Origin of the sequence: Bacillus sp. JJ783 (assembly GCF_036963225.1) — a bacterium.
In the GTDB taxonomy this organism is placed as follows: domain Bacteria; phylum Bacillota; class Bacilli; order Bacillales; family Bacillaceae_G; genus Bacillus_A; species Bacillus_A cereus_U.
Window position 1 is genome coordinate 1 of sequence record NZ_JBALMG010000055.1, and the last position, 18655, is coordinate 18655.

Sequence of the window (18655 nt, forward strand, 5' to 3'; positions counted from 1 at the left end):
CCCCTATATATATGACTTTACACACAAAAAGATTATATTTTTATAACTATATTTCGATTCAAACCGTTAAATACCCCTTTTTCGTAACGTTTTAGAAACATATGCGTAACACTTCTGATACATTATTAATCTATTAGTAATTAAAAAAGTATTGATTTTATGAATACTATGTTCTAACCCCCTAAAAAACGCGAAGAAAACGCTATCAGGATATTAATGGAATTATTACAGAATATTAACGCCTCGTTACGAATGCTTTGTAGTTTTGTGTTTTCCGCAAATAAGAAAATAATGGTTGCTATAATGAGGTCAACGAAAACAAATGCAATGGAGGCTATTATGAAAAAATTTATGGGTATAGCAACAGCAGCGGTTTTTGGTCTTGGGATTTTCACAACATCTGCTAAAGCAGAAACAATCGTAACGACTGATGTACTAAATGTACGAGAAAACCCAACTACTGAATCACAAGTTGTCGGAAAGTTATTAGATGGATATAAAGTTAACGTTTTACATACAGAAAACGGATGGTCAAAAGTTAAATTAAATAGTGGTAAAGAGGCTTTCATAAGCGCTGACTACACAAAAGATACTTACTACGTAACAGCAAACGTATTAAACGTACGTGCTGGAGCAAATACAGATTCAGAGATTCTTGGTAAATTGAAAAAAGATGATGTAATCGAAACAACACACGAAGTGCAAAATGACTGGATTCAATTTGAATATAACGGAAAAACAGCTTATGTTCATGTTCCTTACTTAACAGGTAAAGCACCAGTTAAAGTTCAACCAGCAGTTAAAGTTGAAAAAGCAATTAAAGTTCAAGACACAGCTAAAGTTCGTGAAGCAGTTAAAGCTGGAGAAGTAGCTGAAACTCAAGCAAAAGCTAAAGCCGGGGAAGCAACTAAAGCTCGTGAAGCAGCTGAAGCTCAAGCAGAAGTTAAAGCTCAGGAAGCAGCTAAAGCTCGTGAAGCAGCTAAGGCTCAAGCAGAAACTACAGCTCAAGCAAAAGCTAAAGCTCAAGAAGCAGCTAAAGCTCGTGAAGCAGCTAAAGCTCAGGCAGATGCTGAAGCTCAAGCAGCAGCTAAAGCTCAAGAAGCAGCTGAAGCTCGTGAAGCGGCTAAAGCTCAGGCAGCGGCTGAAGCTCGTGAAGCAGCTAAAGCTCAAGAAGCAACTAAAGCTCAAGAGGCAGCTAAAGCTCGTGAAGCGGCTAAACCTCAAAAACCAGCTACACAACAACCTGTTGCGAAAGAAACTGAAACAAGTGCACCATCTTCTTCTCGTGAATTAAGAGTTGAAGCAACAGCTTACACAGCAGATCCACTTGAAAATGGTTACAAAGCCGGAGACCAAGTAAAATCAGCTATGGGTCATAACTTAACAGCTAATCCAAACATGAAACTAATTGCAGTTGATCCAAGTGTAATTCCATTAGGTTCAAAAGTATGGGTTGAAGGTTACGGAGTAGCAATCGCTGGTGATACTGGTGGAGCTATTAAAGGAAATAAAATTGATGTTTTAATGCCAGATAAAGGTACATCAAGTAACTGGGGACGTAAAACAGTTACAGTGAAAGTTTTAAACTAATTACTATATAAAAAAGAGTCAGTCTCAACGTTGAGGCTGACTCTTTTTTTATGATTCTTACATTCCTTCTCTCCCCTCCAAGTTAAACCTATCCCTTTGAATTCTATATACGATAGACTACTATTTCAACAAAAAAAAAGAGGATGCCATAGCATCCTCTCCCCTTTCCTATTCCACACAAGTAAACTGTGTCCAAGCTCCTACATAATCTAGTAAGAACACCTCTTCTTCAGCAATTGTACCGACAATATTTTTCCGTTCATCTATCGGCATTTCTTTCAAGATGATTTGTAGTTCTCCTTTATACTTTCCGAATGAGTTGTTACCAATTACAACTTGGCCTCTTTCCTGCGGTACACTTTCTCGCATTGGGAAATCGTCGTCTTTATACTTTTTACGTACTTCTGTAGAACGTACCATATATTCTGTTATGTCGCCGCGTCTTACGTGTAATTCTTGCAGTGTCGCTCTCTTCTCTACTTCAGTCGCTTCGTCTAAAAATTGTACTTTTAGCTGTAACATGTAACGATTTAAGTTTCCTAGTTTCTCTAATTCTTCTTCGCTCGCATAGGCATTTCCGATAATAACATCATCAATAAGCCCTGTTGCCCATAAATGTTTCGCTTGTACTTCAATTGGTACATTACGATGCCCTTCTAATGTACATAATCCGTCGTTAATATCCCATGGACCGATGTCAGCTGCATGTGATGTAATAAAGGCTGCACTGCGAATACCATGCTTTTTGAAGCGTTCACTACAGCGAATGAAATAATCATACGGAAGACCAGTGAATTTTTGCGGATAAAAATTGTGACAACCAATTAAAGCTGATTTATTCGCTTGATGCGAAAGGATATTTTCTAAATAGGCAATATCATTACTTACATTCAGCTCAATTTTTAAGCCATATGGATTATTCGTCATTTTCGCTTCTGTTAACCCGTCAAACCCTACATCTAAACGAATTCCATCTGCACCTAACTCTGCAAAGAATGATAGATCACTATAACTAATACCAAGTTGATCGAATACAGCCGGAGCTACATCTAAAATAACTTCCATATTGTACTCTTTTGCATGCGCAATAATTTCTTTAAATTCAGCTACAATTTCTTCTTTCGGACGATTAACAGATAGTAAACAAGTGAATATTCTTGAAAAACCGTGACGTGCCGCTGCTGAAATGTATGCCATATCTTTTTCTTTCGTTGAATGCTCTGGATAAAGTGAAATTCCTAATTTACGCTCCATGCTTTTGCATCTCCTTCACACGTTGTATTAATGCCATACTCGTAAATCTATATTTTGCAGATAAACATGTTGCACATAAAATCGTTGGTACGATGATAAAGAATGGTGATTGTAAGCTAAATGCTACATAAGCTCCCATTGAACATCCGATAAACAATATCGACACAAGTAGTAAAACTAATAACGATTTATTTTGTACCCACTTTGAATAATGCGCAATGCACTGCCCCGCTACGAATGTAATTAAGATGATAATTGCTCCGAGCATTCTGATTTCTCCTCTCCTGCTAATTGTTGTTTCTCATACATTTTGAAGAATGGGTAGTAAATAACGAATGAGATAACAAAGTTAACAAGTACAAGTACACCAGCCATAATTGTCCAGTCCGTACTAATAATAGCTGCAATTGGCGCTAACATCGTAAATGGCAGCTTCGCCATCATGAGCGGAATCATACCTGAAACAACTGCGAAATATGATACTGTCGTTGTAACTAACGGTGTAATAACGAATGGAATAATTAAGATCGGGTTCATTACAATTGGTGCCCCGAAAATAATTGGTTCGTTAATATTGAATAAACCTGGTACGAATGATAATCTACCTAATTCTTTTAGGAACTTAGATTTAGAGAACATAAACATAATAACTAAGGCTAACGTTGAGCCTGATCCACCAATCCATACGAACCATTGAATAAATTGTTCTGTAAATAAGTTCGGTAACTGATGTGCGTTTCCTGTAGCGGTGAAAACTTCCATATTTTCAAGAATTGCTGAATCCCACATTGGACGAATAATTGGTCCTAAAATCGCTGGACCATGTATACCGAACGACCAGAAGAATACGATTAGGAATACTGTTAATAAACCACCGAATAAATTATTCCCTACTAATACTGACTTTAATGGCGCAATTAAATATGTGATCGTTGTATTTACATCAAATTTCAAACCGTAACGAATGCCCCAGAATAAAAGAATAACTACTAAAGTTGGAATTAATGCTGCAAATGAATTTGCAACTGCTGGTGGTACACTATCTGGTAATTTAATCGAGATATTATGCTTAATCATGAAATGATAAATTTCAACTGCAATTAATGCTGTCACAATAGCTCCAAATAAAGACGTAGCACTTAATGTCCCTACTGAAATATATCTTCCTGCATCAATAACACCTGGTACAGCTTTTGTTATTTGAATTGGTTCAACTGATGCTAGTAAAAAGGCGAGTACAGATAATAATCCTGCACTTAACTGATTGAGCTGATAAAAGTTCGCGAGTGAGGCCCCTACCCCAAATGCTGCGTATAAAGCCATTAAACCTACTGTAAATCGGAATGGAATATCTAAAATATGGCGAAACGGTGCAATCCACTCCATATATGCATCAATTGGTAAATTTAAAAAGATAACGAAAAATGACCCGACAATCGTTAACGGTAATGTAGAAATAACTCCATTCCGAATTGCTAATAAATGTCGTTGCCCCGCAATCTTTTGCGTTGTCGGCATAATCTTCTGTTCCATAAAACTCATAAAACCATTCATCGATAACCCTCCCTATGTTCAATCTGCAGAAAACAAAAGTTATAACATTATAATGTTTATATTTAAAAAAATATAATTACGCTAAAACTAACTGTTCAGCTTGCTTAAGTACTTTCAAACCATCACACATGCCATAATTTCGTTGTTCTATAATTGCAACTGGTATATCATATGACTTCGCAAGAAACTCTACCGCTGGAAACAAATACTTCACCTGTGGTCCAATTAAAACAACATCAGCATTTTTTATTTCCAGTTTCACAAGTTCCGAATCGACTGCTTTAATTTTATAATCCTTCCCTTGTTTCTTTGCCTCTTCTTGCATTTTTCTTACAACCATACTCGTTGACATGCCTGCTGCACAACATAATAAAATGTACATATTATACTGTCACTTTCTCTTCCACTCGTTTATGAAGAGTAATAAATTCCTCAGCAAGTTCTTTCACTGTAATGGCATTCATTAAATGATCTTGTGCATGCACTAATAATAAACTTATTTCTGCATGGTTTCCTCTTGCTTCCTCTTGAATTAAATCCGTTTGAATACGATGAGCGGATGATATTTCCTCACTAGCAAGTTCCATCTTTTCACTCGCATTCTGAAAATCTCCTTGTCTTGCAAAAGCGATCGCTTCAAGTGCCGCGCTTCTAGCGTTGCCACCATGTAAAATTAATGCAAATGGAGTTTGCATATCAGTCATTTAAAATTCCTCCAAGCTATGTTTTTTCTATATTCTTATCTTATTATGAAAACGCATACAATTAAACATAAAAAACTTCCGTTATGTAACGGAAGTTTTTATATACTTTTCTTATAAAGATAATAATATCTCTTGGAAATCTTCAATTACTTCAGCCTGAGTTAATTTCTCTATCGCACTTTGACTAGACATAATATCATATAAAAAATCATAAAGCTTTTGTAAATCTTCATTATTATTGCGCTTCACACTAAATAAAATAATAACTTGTACTTTCTTATCTCCCCAGTCAACAGCCTTTTCAAGTGTACAAAACATCAAAAATGTTTGCTCACTTAATAACTGCATCGGGTGTGGAATCGCAACTAAATTCCCAACCGCTGTAGGAGATGTGTTCTCTCTCTCCATAACAGAAGCATAAAAGTTTGCGGGTACATAACTTTTCGCAGCAGCTTTCTCACATAAAAACTGGATAACCTCTTCTTTCGTAGAAGCACTACGATTTAAGAAGATCAAATCTTCCTTAATATATTGCTGCACACTGTTATTCACATGCGTAAATAACTGCTGACCAATCGATTTAATCTCTTTATCATCAAATATTGAATTCACTTTTATAACTGGCACAGGCAAACCACTCGGTATATGAATCGTACTAATAATACAATCTACTTTATCTTTATAAAGGTCTTCTACTTTCAATTGATAATAGCCTGTAATACCTACAATCTCTAATTTATCTCGAAACTGTGATAGAATTTTATATTTCAGTAGCTGTGCACTCCCTTGACCAGTCGCACAAACTAATAAACATCTTTTCTTTTGATTATTTTCTTGTAAACGGCTCATCGCCCCTCCAAAGTGAATGGCAATATAACCAATTTCACTCTCTGGAATGGATTCACCCGTATATTCACCAATTATATCTCCAACGAGAACTGCAATTTCAAAAGCATATGGATAATTTTTTTCACTTCTGCTAAAAGAGGATTTCTCGTATTCAACTTATATTTCAAACGATTTAATAACGTTTTTAAATGAACACCAAAACCAAATAATAATTCTTCATCATAATAAAAAGTAAGATTCCGTTCTTCCGCTACTTTGAAAAGAATATGCTGCATGAATGCATATACATCTTTCCCTAATAGCTCTTCCACATTTTCATAGCGATCTCTTGCTGTAACAGCAGTACTTAATAAATGCATCGTCACATATAAAATTTCTTCTTCTGGAAATTGAAGTTTTAGCTCTTCCCCTAAATTCCCTAAAATCTGTTTCGCAATTTTATATTCTTTCTTTATTATAAGTTCAGATTCCTCTACATGCAGTGCTTGAATGTAATGATCATCCCTGCATCTCTTTAAAGCAATCGCAATATGAATTGATAAATTATCAATTTCTATATCTGATAAATATATCGTTCCTCCCTCGATATACTTTAGTATAACTGAGCGGATGAGAGAAATATGGGGTAACGATAAATACGTGTCCGTCTGCTCATAGTTCTCATGAAACGGAGTATGGTCATACCGCGGTAAACCATATTGTGATAAACAAGAACGAATATTAAATTCTTCTCCCACAATACGTATACCATAATATGGTCTTTTTTCAATTTGTAACTCATAGCGACTACAAATATCCGTAACATCTTTCATAATTAAGTTTACAGTAGATTTGCTCACATAAATCTCTTCCGCTAGCTGTGAAAGCTTCATATACCCATCTGTCGTTAAAATACGTTGTAAAATATAAGCTACTCTTTCTTCATAAGAAGTTGGAATCTTTTCCGTCTGTTTTTGAAATACATTTAAGCAAAAATCTTCAAACTTCTTAGTTTGTATAATTTCTAGTTCGTACCCATTCCCCCTTTGTGATTCAATTTTCGCTCCGTGTTCTTCCAATATATCATTTAATAATTTTATATCCTTTTGAATCGTCTTCGTTGATACATGTAAACGGCTCGCTAAAAAAGCTCGATTTAACATCGATTTCTCTTCTAAAAACTCCTCTAAAATGGAAATTAATCGCTGATGCACTTTTGTCATAGCTCTTCCTCTCGCTCTATATATAAAAAGGAAAAAGCTGCTGAAGTCAGTAGTTTTTTCCTTTTTCATTTTCTCTATTTCTTTAATGTAAATCCAAACTTATCCCAAGCTTGTAAATAATCTAATAAGAAGGTTTCTTCCTCTACCACTCGGCCAACTACATTTGTTTTTCCTGTATTCACCATATCTTTTAAAGCAATTTGCAATTCACCTTTATATTGACCATACTGTTCATTATCAATTAAAAGATCCCCGCGCTTAATTTCGCGCGTATTATGCGGTTTGAACTCTTCTTTTTTATATTTCACACGACTCTGTGTAGAACGAATCATATATTCAGATACATCTCCGCGATAAAAATGCGGTTCGTCTAACACAATAATTCTTTCTATTTCTGTTGTTGTATCATATAGTCCTATATCAAATGTTTGTTTCTCTTTATTTAATGCACCTAGTGCTTGTAATTCTTCTTCTGAAGCATACGCGTTCGCAATAATAACATCATCAATTAATTCTGTCGCAAACAAATGCTTCGCTTGTGTTGTCATCGGTAATTCACGATGCTGCTCTAACGTACATAACCCTTCTGTTACTGGCCAAGGTCCATATGTTGCATCGAATGATGAAATAAAAGCAGCGGTTCTCATACCGTAATCTTTAAATTGTTTCGAGCATTTAATGAAATGATCGTATGATAATCCTGAATAACGGTGTGGATAGAAATTATGACAGCCAATTAAATTTTCACGATTTGGTCTATGACTCATAATGTTATCTACATACTTCGTACCGTTACTCATATTAATTTCAATTTTTAAGCCGTATGGATTGTACGTCATAATTGATTCTTCTAAACCTGAGAAACCGACATCTAAACGAATACCATAAGCACCTAGTTCATGGAAGAACGATAAATCATTATACGAAATACCTAGTTGTTCAAAAACAGATGGACTAATATCAACTAATACTTGAAACCCTAATGCATTCGCATGAGAGATCGTTTCCTTAAACTCTTCTATAATCGTCTCTTTTTCGCCATCTACAGATAATAAACATGTGAATACACGTGTAAATCCGTATTTACTTGCTAATGTTACATACGCCTTATCTGCCTCTACTGTCGAATGTTCTGGATAAATAGAAATACCTAATCGTCTCATATGTACACGCCTCTTTCTTCATCATATTGTAAACCTTTTCAAATATATGTAGTGAAAAAGTATGTATCCCCTTCTCATCCACTACCATTTGAATCCGCTTTCTTTAAAGAAAAAACAATTTCTATCATTCATAACAACTACTAGTCTATACATCTATACTTTACATCTTTTTTTCAAAATTGTGTAGTCTTTCCACAAATTTGTCAGTTTTTTTGCCTCAAAAATTGTTATACGTTTTCAAGGCACCTTCCTTGACTGTTACGTTGACCACTACATATACTCGAAAGAACAGAGATAAAGTGAAACTTTAATCAGTGGGGGTTTTGTTCATCCCCCACTGATTATTAGCCGTCACCAATCGGGCGTTTACGGACAGCAGGGCTCCCACCTAACTTCTTTGCTCCAGCCAAATTTTGAGGGGAGAGTCTTACTGCCCGTTAACGCGGGAAAACTTTTATATAGGGGATGAATATATGGGAGAGGCAGTACTCGTAAAACGAGAACCGTTATGGACAAAAGAGTTTATTGCGCTAATTCTAGCAAACTTATGTATGTTTTTAGGATTTCAAATGTTAATTCCAACTTTACCTGTTTATGTGAAAGAAATTGGGGGCACAAGTTCAAATATCGGATTCGTTGTCGGCATGTTTACCGTTGCAGCACTTTTTATTAGGCCGCTAACTGGAAATGCCTTGCAAAAATTCAACAAAAAAATCATTTTAATGATCGGTACCGCTATTTGTTTACTCGCTATGGGCAGTTATCTTTTCGCTTCAACCGTTTTCCTATTGCTTGCCGTTCGAATTTTACACGGAGCTGGTTTTGGTATTACAACGACTACATACGGAACTGTCGTTTCAGATTTAATTCCGCAAGCTCGCCGCGGTGAAGGCATGGGGTATTTCGGTCTTTCTGGAACTATCGCCATGGCGCTCGGTCCGCTTATCGGACTTTGGCTTATGCAAACATATAACTTCACGATTCTTTTTTTATGTGCACTTTCATGCACAATAGTTTCATTAATATTAACGAAACTACTTCAAATCAAAAAATCGCCGCAACCACCACAGCAAACATCTGGTATCTTTCTCGATGGATTTATTGAGCGTAAAGCTTTACTTCCTTCATTATTAATATTATGTATTACATTAATGTACGGGGGAATTGGGAGCTTTATCACATTATTTGCTACGGAAGTCGGCATTGCCGATATTAGTCTCTTCTTTTTATTTAACGCACTTGCAATCGCTGTAACTCGTCCATTTTCTGGAAAATTATATGATACGAAGGGCCATACATTCGTCATCATTCCAGGAGTTATTATAACGTTTACAGGTATTATTTTACTGTCGTATACAACTACAATTCCGAGTTTAATTATTGCGGCAGCGTGCTACGGAAGCGGTTTCGGAGCAATTCAACCAGCACTACAAGCATGGATGATCGACCGAGTAGCACCGCACCGGAGAGGAGTAGCAACAGCAACATTCTTCTCAGCATTTGATCTTGGAATTGGTGCTGGAGCGATTATTTTTGGATTCATTGCACACTTTACAAACTATGCAACTGTATATCGTTATTCCTCCCTATTACTTATCGCTTTTCTTTTCATTTACATCACAAGCTTACGGAAGCAAAAACAGAAAGATAAAATAAACGAAAAAGCCGTTGGGTAATGTTAACTCGTTCTATTTCAAAGTACTTACACTAAAAAAATTATATATACACAAATGCAAAAAAGCAGTGGATTCCAAAAAAATCGCACTGCTTTTTGCATTGTATTGAAAGTTGAACCGCTGTTCTATTTATTCATGTTGTTCGTATGATATTAATATATAGAACGAATTGGAGGAAACATTAATGAAAGCAATATTGTATACAAAATATGGTCCCCCCGACGTACTTCAATTGAAAGAAGTTGAAAAACCTACACCTAAAGACAATGAAATACTAATAAAAATTAATGCGACAACCGTAACAGCAGGAGATATTCGTTCAAGAAGTTTTACAGTTCCCTCTTCGGTTTGGCTACCCGCTCGAATTGCACTTGGCTTTAAACAACCGAAAAAACAAATACTTGGAATGGAATTGGCTGGTGAAGTTGAATCAGTAGGAAAAGACGTTACGCGTTTTAAAGCAGGAGATCAAGTTTTTGCTGCTACCCAAGCAAATTTCGGTTCTTATGCTGAGTACATTTGTATACCTGAAGATGGAGCAGTGTGCATGAAGCCCTCCAATATATCCTATGAAGAAGCCGCAGCCATCCCAATTGGAGCACGTACAGCCTTGTTTTTCCTTAGGAAAGCTAACGTTCGAAGCGGTCAAAACATTCTTATTTACGGAGCTTCTGGAAGTGTCGGAAGTTATGCAGTACAAATTTCCAAGTATTTCGGCGCAACAGTTACAGGGGTGTGCAGTAGCTCAAATTTAGAATTAGTAAAGTCCCTAGGAGCTGACGAAGTAATTGATTACACCGCAAGCGATTTTTCTACTATAGACGGAGCTTATGATGTTATCTTTGAAGCCGTAAATAAGAGTACCTTTTCAGATTGTATTAAAATGTTAAAGGAAGATGGTACCTATATAAATATCGTTGAACCGTTACCAAGTGCTCAAATGCTCTGGACTAAATTGACAAGTCGCATGAAACTCATATTAAGTCAAAACGCACCTGAAACTTCCGAAGCATTAAATTTCCTTAAAGAACTTGTTGAGAATGGTAAAATAAAAGTGGTCATTGATAGGCAATACACTTTTGAGGAAATTGTTGAAGCTCACATATATGTTGAAAAAGGACACAAAAAGGGAAATGTCGTCATAAACTTGAAACATAACGACAACTCCTAATAAAGTGAAACTTTAATCAGTGGGTAGCTTTATCTCCCACAAATAGCAGGATAAACAAGCACACTGCACACAGTTTTTACAATACGAAGTACTCAAACTTTTTTAACATAAAAAACCAGGGCAAATTCATATGCGAATTGCTCTTTTTTAATGTTGCAAGCACTCCAAAGAAGTGGATTAATATACTTCAATCATTTTTTCACTTTCATCAGTACACTCATTTCAAACCTCTCCATCTCCCCTACATATTTTTCTAACTTTGATCAAAAAATATGCAAAGAACCATTATAAATAAAGTGAAACTTTACTTAGCACACCCAATTTGGATAGTTTATCTCTCCTATTTTTACTATCAATAAATAGTGTGATAAATGTGACTTCTTTACGAAATAGTCCGATACCATGCATGAAAACCAATTAAATCCAGGAGTTTCTTTAAAGAATTGTAAACTTTTTAGTACTTTGTAAATTTAGTGTAAAATTTATAGACAAACCGTTTACAGTGCCTCAAGGTTTAGTTAATAATTACATCGTACATGAAATTTAAGGAGTGGAATGCGTGGAATACAATATTCAAGATATGATCTTCCAGTTCATTGGTGGATTAGGTATTTTCTTATTCGGGATTAAATACATGGGCGATGGACTGCAACAAGCAGCCGGAGATCGTCTTCGCGATATTCTAGATCGTTTTACAACAAACCCTCTTATGGGTGTACTAGCAGGTATGTTAGTTACAGTATTAATTCAATCAAGTTCAGGAACAACCGCTTTAACAGTCGGACTTGTAAGTGCCGGATTTATGACATTAAGACAAGCAATCGGTGTTATTATGGGTGCGAACATCGGAACGACAGTTACTGCATTTATTATCGGAATTAAAATCGGAGAATACGCTCTTCCAATTATGGCAGTCGGAGCAATCTTATTATTCTTCTTTAAAAATAAAAAAGTACAGTCTTTAGGTCAAGTCGTATTCGGATTTGGTATGTTATTCTTCGGTTTAGAATTAATGAGCTCAGGTATGAAACCTCTTCGCTCTTTAGAATCATTCCAAGAATTAATGGTTAGTATGAGTGATAACCCAATCTTAGGAATCGTTGTTGGTACAGTCTTCACTTTAATTGTACAAAGTTCAAGTGCGACAATCGGTATTTTACAAGAACTATTTGGCCAGGGTGCAATTGATTTACAAGCTGCTCTTCCTGTATTATTCGGTGATAACATTGGTACAACAATTACAGCTGTATTAGCAGCAATCGGTACTTCTATTGCAGCAAGACGTGCAGCATTAGTTCACGTTATCTTTAATATCGTCGGTACAATTATCTTTACGATTTTATTAGTACCATTTACAAGTTTAATTCAATATTTCCAAACATCTTTAAACTTAAATCCAGAAATGACAATTGCTTTTGCACACGGAACATTTAACGTAACAAATGCGGTTATTCAGTTCCCATTCATTGCAGTGTTAGCATGGATTGTAACAAAACTTATTCGCGGCGAAGATTCTGCTATTGATTTCAAACCGCAACATTTAAATCCAATCTTTATTGAACAATCTCCTGCTATCGCACTAACAGAAGCGCAAAAAGAAATTGTTCGCATGGCTGAGTTTTCTTTACAAGGATTAAAAGAAGCAAACCAATTTTTAAATACACAAGAAAAGAAACACGCTGATATGGCTACGCAATTAGAAGCAGCTATTAACAATTTAGATAAAAAAATTACCGAGTATTTAGTTTTACTATCAGAAAAACCACTTTCACATACAGACTCTGAAAAGCATTCAGTTCTAGCAGGTGTTGTTGGAGATATTGAACGTGTTGGTGATCATGTAGAAAACTTAGTAGAACTTGTAGATTTCCAAATTTCAAACCGCGTTTCACTATCAGATGAAGCACTAGCTGAATTAAATGAAATGCTTGAATTAACAATTTCAACATTACAAGATGCAATCAATGCTTTAACAAACTTCGACACTGAACTAGCTCAAACGGTTATTGCAAAAGAACGTAAAATTGACCAAATGGAACGTGTTCTTCGTAAACGTCATGTATTACGTCTGAACGAACGTAGCTGTTCAGGTGATGCAAGCATCATTTTCGTTGATATGGTAAGTAACTTAGAGCGTATCGGTGATCACGCTGTAAATATTGCTGATGGCGTTTTAGGGGAACAAGGAAAAGTAAATTTAAAACAATCATTATAATAGAAAAGAGACGCTCATTTGAGCGTCTCTTTTTTTCATTTCATCTTTACAACCGTTCTTCCTTTTAATTTTCCTTGCAATATAAGTGTAAACTTCTCATCTAATTCTTTTAATGTACATTCTTCTGTATAAGATAATAGCTCTGAATTTTTCCACTCACCTGCTAGCAATGCCCACACTTCTCTTCTCACATCTACTGGACATTGAACTGAATCTATTCCTAAAAGGCTAATCCCTCGTAATATGAATGGGTATACAGTTGTATTTAATTCATGCCCTGCTACGTTACCACACGTTGTTACACAGCCTCCATACTTAACTACCTTTAAAGAACTTTCTAACATGTTTCCGCCTACAGTATCGACAACCCCAGCGTATATTCCTTTAAGCATCGGTCTTCCTGATTCATCACTCAATTCCGCGCGGCGAATCATTTTTTTTGCACCTAAACGTAGCAACATCTCTTTCTCTTCCATTTTCCCTGTTGCCCCTACTACGCTATATCCTAGCTTTCCTAAAATACTAACTGCTACACTGCCTACTCCGCCCGTAGCACCCGTTACTAAAACATCTCCCGTGCTAGGCGTAATTCCCGCTCTAATGAGCTTATATACCGATAAGGCAGCTGTAAAACCTGCTGTCCCGTACATCATACTTTCCTTCAAAGACATTTCTTTTGGTAAAGGAACAACCCAAGAGGATGGCACGCGAATATATTCTCCGAAACCACCAGAAGTATTCATACCTAAATCATATCCAGTTACAATAACTTGATCGCCTTCCTGAAAGGCGTTATTTCCACTACTAACTACCTCTCCCGCTGCATCGATGCCTGGTGTATGAGGGTATGTTCTCGTTACACCTTTATTACCAGTAGCTGAAAGGGCATCTTTATAATTTAATGAAGAATAATGAACACGTATTAATACGTCTCCTTCAGGTAAACTATTTACTTCTCTCTCAACAAGCGTTCTTTCAAATAGATTATTTTCCTTTTCTTTCACGACAATTGCTCGGAATGATGTATGATTCATTACGCTCTCTCCTTCATCCGTAGAATACTTCTTTATTATATAAAAAATGAATGTAAAGCTAATCGCTTCTTCTTGGCTATATTTCAACAAATCTTACTTCTCTATCACTTTCTCACAATACATATTTTCATTTCTACTAAAACAACATATACTTATCCTACATCTCAAAAATAAAATATAGAAAATCTGACTTTTTATAAATAAATTGAATTTTTACGAAATGTAAATGATTTGTAATGTTTTTTTTCGCTAAATTTCATTATAATAAGTGGATATGAGTGTCGTATTTCAATCCAAATGAAGGAGTACAAGAAATGGAGCAAAACCCATCTTTGCAAGAAAATACACGAAGTAAACCGAAAAATAGTAAGAAAAAAACAAAAATTATTATAAGCGTTATTTTATTCTTTTTAATAATAGGTGGCGGTTATACTTGGTTTTTAGTAAATAAAGCATCTTCTGCTATTCGAAATGCCGCACACGATTTAGCGCGCGGTGATAAATCTGATTTACGTGATAAGGCTGTAAAACCTATTACAAACAATGTCTCTGTCTTAATCATGGGTGTTGATGAAAGCGATGTCCGCGGGAAAGAATACGGTGAAGCTATAAGAACCGATGCATTATTACTTGCAACGTTTAATAAAGATAGCAAAACTGTAAAACTATTAAGTATTCCACGAGACACATATACTTATATTCCAGTAGAAAAGAAAAAAGATAAAATTACACACGCTCATGCATTCGGTTCTACCAAAAATGGAAAAGATGGTGGACCACAAGCAAGTATTGATGCAGTTGAAAAATTAACGAATGTTCCTGTCGATTACTTTGTAAAATTTAACTTTAAATCATTTATAAAAATCGTCGATGATTTGGGCGGAATTGAAGTTGATGTACCAGTTGAATTTACTGAGCAAGATAGCAATGATACTGCTGAGGCAATTCATCTGCAAAAAGGTGTTCAAAAGTTAAATGGCGAAGAAGCTCTTGCTCTTGCTAGAACAAGGCACATCGATAGTGATGCGATGCGTGGTCAACGTCAGCAACTCGTTATCGAAGCCATTTTAAAGAAACTAACAAGCGTTGGATCCGTAACAAAAGTTGGTAACATCATTGATGATATTAACGGACAATTCGTTACAAACTTAACATTCGACGATATGCTTTCATTCTATAAATATGGAGCAGATTCTTCAATTGAGAAATTACAAATTCAAGGTGAAGACTGTTACATGGCAAAAGGTGATGATACATGTAGTAAGTCAGCTGGTGGTGGCCGAACTTACTACTACAATCCAGATAAAAAAGAATTAGCTAATGTTACAAACGAACTTCGTAGTCACCTTGGACTACCTGCCTATACAAAATCTGATTCTGATTCTGATTCTGATTCGAAAAAAACAAGCTCAGAGAAAACAAAAGAATCTAAGTCTGAAAATACGAGTGAACGCGAATCAAGTAACAATGAAACTAAAGATAAGAATAAAAATAACAGTGAAGATACAGAAACATCGTCTAATGACAATGAATAAAGTGAAGCAGTGCTCTATGGAGGTAGAGCACTGTTTCTTTTTAATTATTTTAAAATGAAAAATCAGAACTTTCCAACTATCTTTTTTAATATTTTTAAATTATAATAAATAATAGTAATCTATTCCAATTATCAGGGGGCTCATACATATGAAAGCTGCAGTAAAACATAACATTTCAGATTTTAAAGAGTACTTAAAATCAAACGATATATATATGGAAGAAAATATAGATGAAAATGATGGTTCGGTACATTTTTCAGTAGGATTAGAAACAGAAGCTGGCGCAAAGATTCAACTTATCGCTGCTTTCCAAAGCGAACATCCTGCTGTGGATATATACTGCTTCAATGTTGCTCTTGTACCTGATTCAACATCAAAAAATGACATTTTACATGTCATCAATGAATTAAACACATCTTATCGATTTGCAAAATTCACGCTAAACAAACAAAATGCAATTGATATTTCAACATCTCTTGCATTCTCAGAACCAAACTTTAATCCCGCACTTGTCTTTGAACATACGAGAATGCTATATAAACTGGCAAACGATGAATATAAGAACTTAATGAAAGTTATTTGGGCGTAAAATAAAAGGATGGGCTGCAAGCAGCACCATCCTTTTTTATTCATATCATATCGATCCACATCTTTATAGCAGTTCCTACAATTAAAATAGATAATACATATTGCAAAACTTTTTGATTCACTCTCTTCCCTACTCTCACCCCAAGAGGAGCGGCAAATAAACTTGCTATCGCAACGATAAGAGCCGGAATAACAACTATTTGTCCAGTAATCACTTTCCCAGTAGTAATTCCTATCGAGGAAATAAAAGTAATAGCGATAGATGTTGCTATTGTCGTACGTATCGGTAGTTTTAAAACGACTAGCATAATCGGGACTAAAAGAAACGCACCACCAGCCCCAATAATGCCGGAAACACTTCCTACAATAAACGCTAGCAAACTAGCGAGCCATTTATTATACATAATTCCTTCTGTCCCCTTACGATTGCTTCGCTTCGGTATAAACATCATAATAGCCGCAATAGTAGCGAGTAATGTATAAACAACATTTACAGTATGCTCATTTAATAGATTCGCACTAAAGCTACCTACAAAGCTTCCTATTAATATACTAGCTCCCATATACACAACTAAAGTTTTATCCATATCGTTACTTTTCCGGTACGCCCACGCGCCTGCAAAAGTTGCAAAGAATACTTGAATCGCTGTAATACCACTCACTTCATGTGATGTATATCCAGCAAATCCTAGCAATACTGGAATGTATAAGATCATCGGATAATTAATAATTGCACCGCCAATCCCAACCATTCCTGAAATAAACGACCCTATAAACCCAATAATAAAAAGTAGCACTGTTAAACTCATATTGTATCCCCCGCCTTCTAAAAAGAAGGTGATTTAAATAAATAAATTCACATTCCCATCCGAAGCATCTGCTAAATATACACCTACTCCTGCAAACTCTACCCCTTCCATAATCTCTTCCTCTTTTAACCCTAATAAATCTACTGTCATTTGACAAGCTACAAGCTTAACTCCCTGTTCTTTCGCCATATCAATTAAATCAGGCAAAGGCATCGCATTATGCTTCTTCATAATACCTTTAATCATCTTTGACCCCATACCAGCAAAATTCATTTTTGATAATCCCATCTTATCAGCGCCGCGCGGCATCATTTTTCCAAACACTTTCTCTATAAACGTTTTCTTTACTTTCACATGCTCATCTTTCCTAAGGGCATTTAAGCCCCAGAAAGTATGAAAAATAGTCACCTCTTGATCGTACGCCGCTGCACCATTTGCAATAATATAAGCTGCCATCGCTTTATCATAATCTCCACTAAATAAAACAATCGTCGTTTTCTTCTGTTGTTCCATGTTGTCCTCCTCTTAATTACCTATAGGGGTATTTTAAAAATTGTAAAAAGGCTCCAATTATCTAGCTACACCCGATACTATTTTTCCCTTACAAAGCGTTCATACCGCCTGAAACATTTATAACGCGCTGAAATCCTAATTTCTTTAATACTTTTGCTGCTTGCTTACTTCTCATCCCGCTCTGACAAATAACAATTACTTCCTTATTTTTATCTAACTGATTTACTTTACTAGCTAACTCATTTAGCGGGATATTCTGAAATCCCTTCATATGATTTCCTCTATATTCACCTACTGTACGAACATCGATAAATTGTTTCTCCTTTTTTCCCACTATACCCTTTAATTCTTTTCCATTTATATTTTGAACACCTTTCACCGGTAAAAAACGTGAAATAACAAACCATGCAGCAAGTACAATGAAAAGCGTACTTAATATTGTATTCATATAACCACCCTCTCCGCATTTACAAAACTAGTTCTTCACTACGCCTTCTTAATCCAAAACTTCAGCACATCGTCTTCTATATTATGCTTTACTATTTCATGACTACCTGTTTTTGACCATGCTGGAATATCCTTAACTGACCCTTTATCCGTTACATGTACTTCTAACACTTCTCCAGATTGTAAAGTATCCATCACTCTCTTCGTTCTTACAATCGGCATCGGACATGCTAAACCTTTCGCATCTAATACTTGTTTTATATTCATCATCTATACCTCCATTTTTTGTTTATCCCGCTATTTGCGGGCAGTAAAACTCCTACTTCAAAATTCGGCTGGAGCAAAGAAGTT

The 18655-nt window shown here is 35.7% G+C and carries 17 protein-coding genes and 1 pseudogene; 6 read left to right on the top strand and 12 right to left on the bottom strand.

Going from position 1 to position 18655, the window contains the following annotated elements:
* Positions 1–216: 216 nt before the first annotated feature.
* Positions 217–1590 (top strand): cell wall-binding protein EntC, encoded by a 1374-nt coding sequence (gene entC, locus V7038_RS12715; RefSeq protein ID WP_335470421.1) that lies wholly within the window; start codon positions 217–219, stop codon positions 1588–1590.
* Between the two features lie 168 nt (positions 1591–1758).
* Here the strand turns inward: entC and V7038_RS12720 are convergent, their stop codons facing one another.
* The 7 genes and pseudogenes from V7038_RS12720 to V7038_RS12750 form a co-directional block, all read right to left on the bottom strand.
* Positions 1759–2844, bottom strand: a complete 1086-nt coding sequence (locus V7038_RS12720) for a DUF871 domain-containing protein (protein WP_335470423.1) — start codon at positions 2842–2844, stop codon at positions 1759–1761.
* Positions 2834–3112, bottom strand: a complete 279-nt coding sequence (locus V7038_RS12725) for a hypothetical protein (protein ID WP_070127951.1) — start codon at positions 3110–3112, stop codon at positions 2834–2836. Before V7038_RS12725 ends, V7038_RS12720 begins: the two co-directional genes overlap by 11 nt.
* Positions 3088–4398: a PTS sugar transporter subunit IIC gene (locus V7038_RS12730; RefSeq protein WP_002201677.1), complete on the bottom strand. Its 1311-nt coding sequence runs from the start codon at positions 4396–4398 to the stop codon at positions 3088–3090. The genes V7038_RS12725 and V7038_RS12730 overlap by 25 nt, the downstream gene beginning before the upstream one ends.
* Before the next feature lie 76 nt (positions 4399–4474).
* Positions 4475–4780, bottom strand: a complete 306-nt coding sequence (locus V7038_RS12735) for a PTS sugar transporter subunit IIB (RefSeq protein ID WP_033716783.1) — start codon at positions 4778–4780, stop codon at positions 4475–4477.
* Between the two features lies 1 nt (position 4781).
* Positions 4782–5102 carry a PTS lactose/cellobiose transporter subunit IIA gene (locus tag V7038_RS12740; RefSeq protein WP_002125414.1) on the bottom strand — a complete coding sequence of 107 codons (321 nt, stop codon included), beginning with the start codon at positions 5100–5102 and terminating at the stop codon, positions 4782–4784.
* Positions 5103–5213: 111 nt separating this feature from the next.
* Positions 5214–7153 (bottom strand): annotated as a pseudogene (locus V7038_RS12745) (BglG family transcription antiterminator).
* Positions 7154–7227: 74 nt separating this feature from the next.
* Positions 7228–8316: a DUF871 domain-containing protein gene (locus V7038_RS12750; protein ID WP_335470425.1), complete on the bottom strand. Its 1089-nt coding sequence runs from the start codon at positions 8314–8316 to the stop codon at positions 7228–7230.
* A gap of 473 nt (positions 8317–8789) precedes the next feature.
* Here V7038_RS12750 and V7038_RS12755 point away from each other — a divergent pair, with 473 nt between their 5' ends.
* The 3 genes from V7038_RS12755 (at position 8790) to V7038_RS12765 (ending at position 13378) form a co-directional block, all read left to right on the top strand.
* Positions 8790–9992, top strand: a complete 1203-nt coding sequence (locus V7038_RS12755; RefSeq protein WP_335470427.1) for an MFS transporter — start codon at positions 8790–8792, stop codon at positions 9990–9992.
* A gap of 184 nt (positions 9993–10176) precedes the next feature.
* On the top strand, positions 10177–11163 hold the full coding sequence (locus V7038_RS12760) for an NAD(P)-dependent alcohol dehydrogenase (RefSeq protein WP_335470429.1): 987 nt from the start codon (positions 10177–10179) through the stop codon (positions 11161–11163).
* A gap of 559 nt (positions 11164–11722) precedes the next feature.
* Complete coding sequence (locus tag V7038_RS12765) at positions 11723–13378, top strand: Na/Pi cotransporter family protein (protein ID WP_002201684.1); 1656 nt, start codon at positions 11723–11725, stop codon at positions 13376–13378.
* A gap of 35 nt (positions 13379–13413) precedes the next feature.
* Here the strand turns inward: V7038_RS12765 and V7038_RS12770 are convergent, their stop codons facing one another.
* The gene (locus tag V7038_RS12770; RefSeq protein WP_335470430.1) at positions 13414–14412 is read right to left on the bottom strand and encodes a YhdH/YhfP family quinone oxidoreductase; all 999 of its coding nucleotides are present in this window, start codon (positions 14410–14412) and stop codon (positions 13414–13416) included.
* 314 nt (positions 14413–14726) lie between these two features.
* Between V7038_RS12770 and V7038_RS12775 the strand changes: the two genes are divergently transcribed.
* Both V7038_RS12775 and V7038_RS12780 read left to right on the top strand, forming a co-directional pair.
* Positions 14727–15947: an LCP family protein gene (locus V7038_RS12775; RefSeq protein ID WP_078179836.1), complete on the top strand. Its 1221-nt coding sequence runs from the start codon at positions 14727–14729 to the stop codon at positions 15945–15947.
* 148 nt (positions 15948–16095) lie between these two features.
* Complete coding sequence (locus V7038_RS12780) at positions 16096–16536, top strand: hypothetical protein (protein ID WP_002010734.1); 441 nt, start codon at positions 16096–16098, stop codon at positions 16534–16536.
* A gap of 40 nt (positions 16537–16576) precedes the next feature.
* On the opposite strand, the gene V7038_RS12785 is transcribed toward V7038_RS12780, so the two are convergent.
* From V7038_RS12785 to V7038_RS12800, 4 genes are all read right to left on the bottom strand, one after another.
* Complete coding sequence (locus V7038_RS12785) at positions 16577–17344, bottom strand: sulfite exporter TauE/SafE family protein (RefSeq protein ID WP_335470433.1); 768 nt, start codon at positions 17342–17344, stop codon at positions 16577–16579.
* Positions 17345–17377: 33 nt separating this feature from the next.
* Complete coding sequence (locus tag V7038_RS12790) at positions 17378–17857, bottom strand: DsrE/DsrF/DrsH-like family protein (RefSeq protein WP_335470435.1); 480 nt, start codon at positions 17855–17857, stop codon at positions 17378–17380.
* A gap of 88 nt (positions 17858–17945) precedes the next feature.
* Entirely contained in the window at positions 17946–18305 is a 360-nt protein-coding gene (locus tag V7038_RS12795; RefSeq protein ID WP_002159192.1) for a rhodanese-like domain-containing protein, read from the bottom strand.
* A 38-nt stretch (positions 18306–18343) separates the two neighbouring features.
* Positions 18344–18574: a sulfurtransferase TusA family protein gene (locus V7038_RS12800; protein WP_335470437.1), complete on the bottom strand. Its 231-nt coding sequence runs from the start codon at positions 18572–18574 to the stop codon at positions 18344–18346.
* Positions 18575–18655 lie beyond the last annotated feature (81 nt).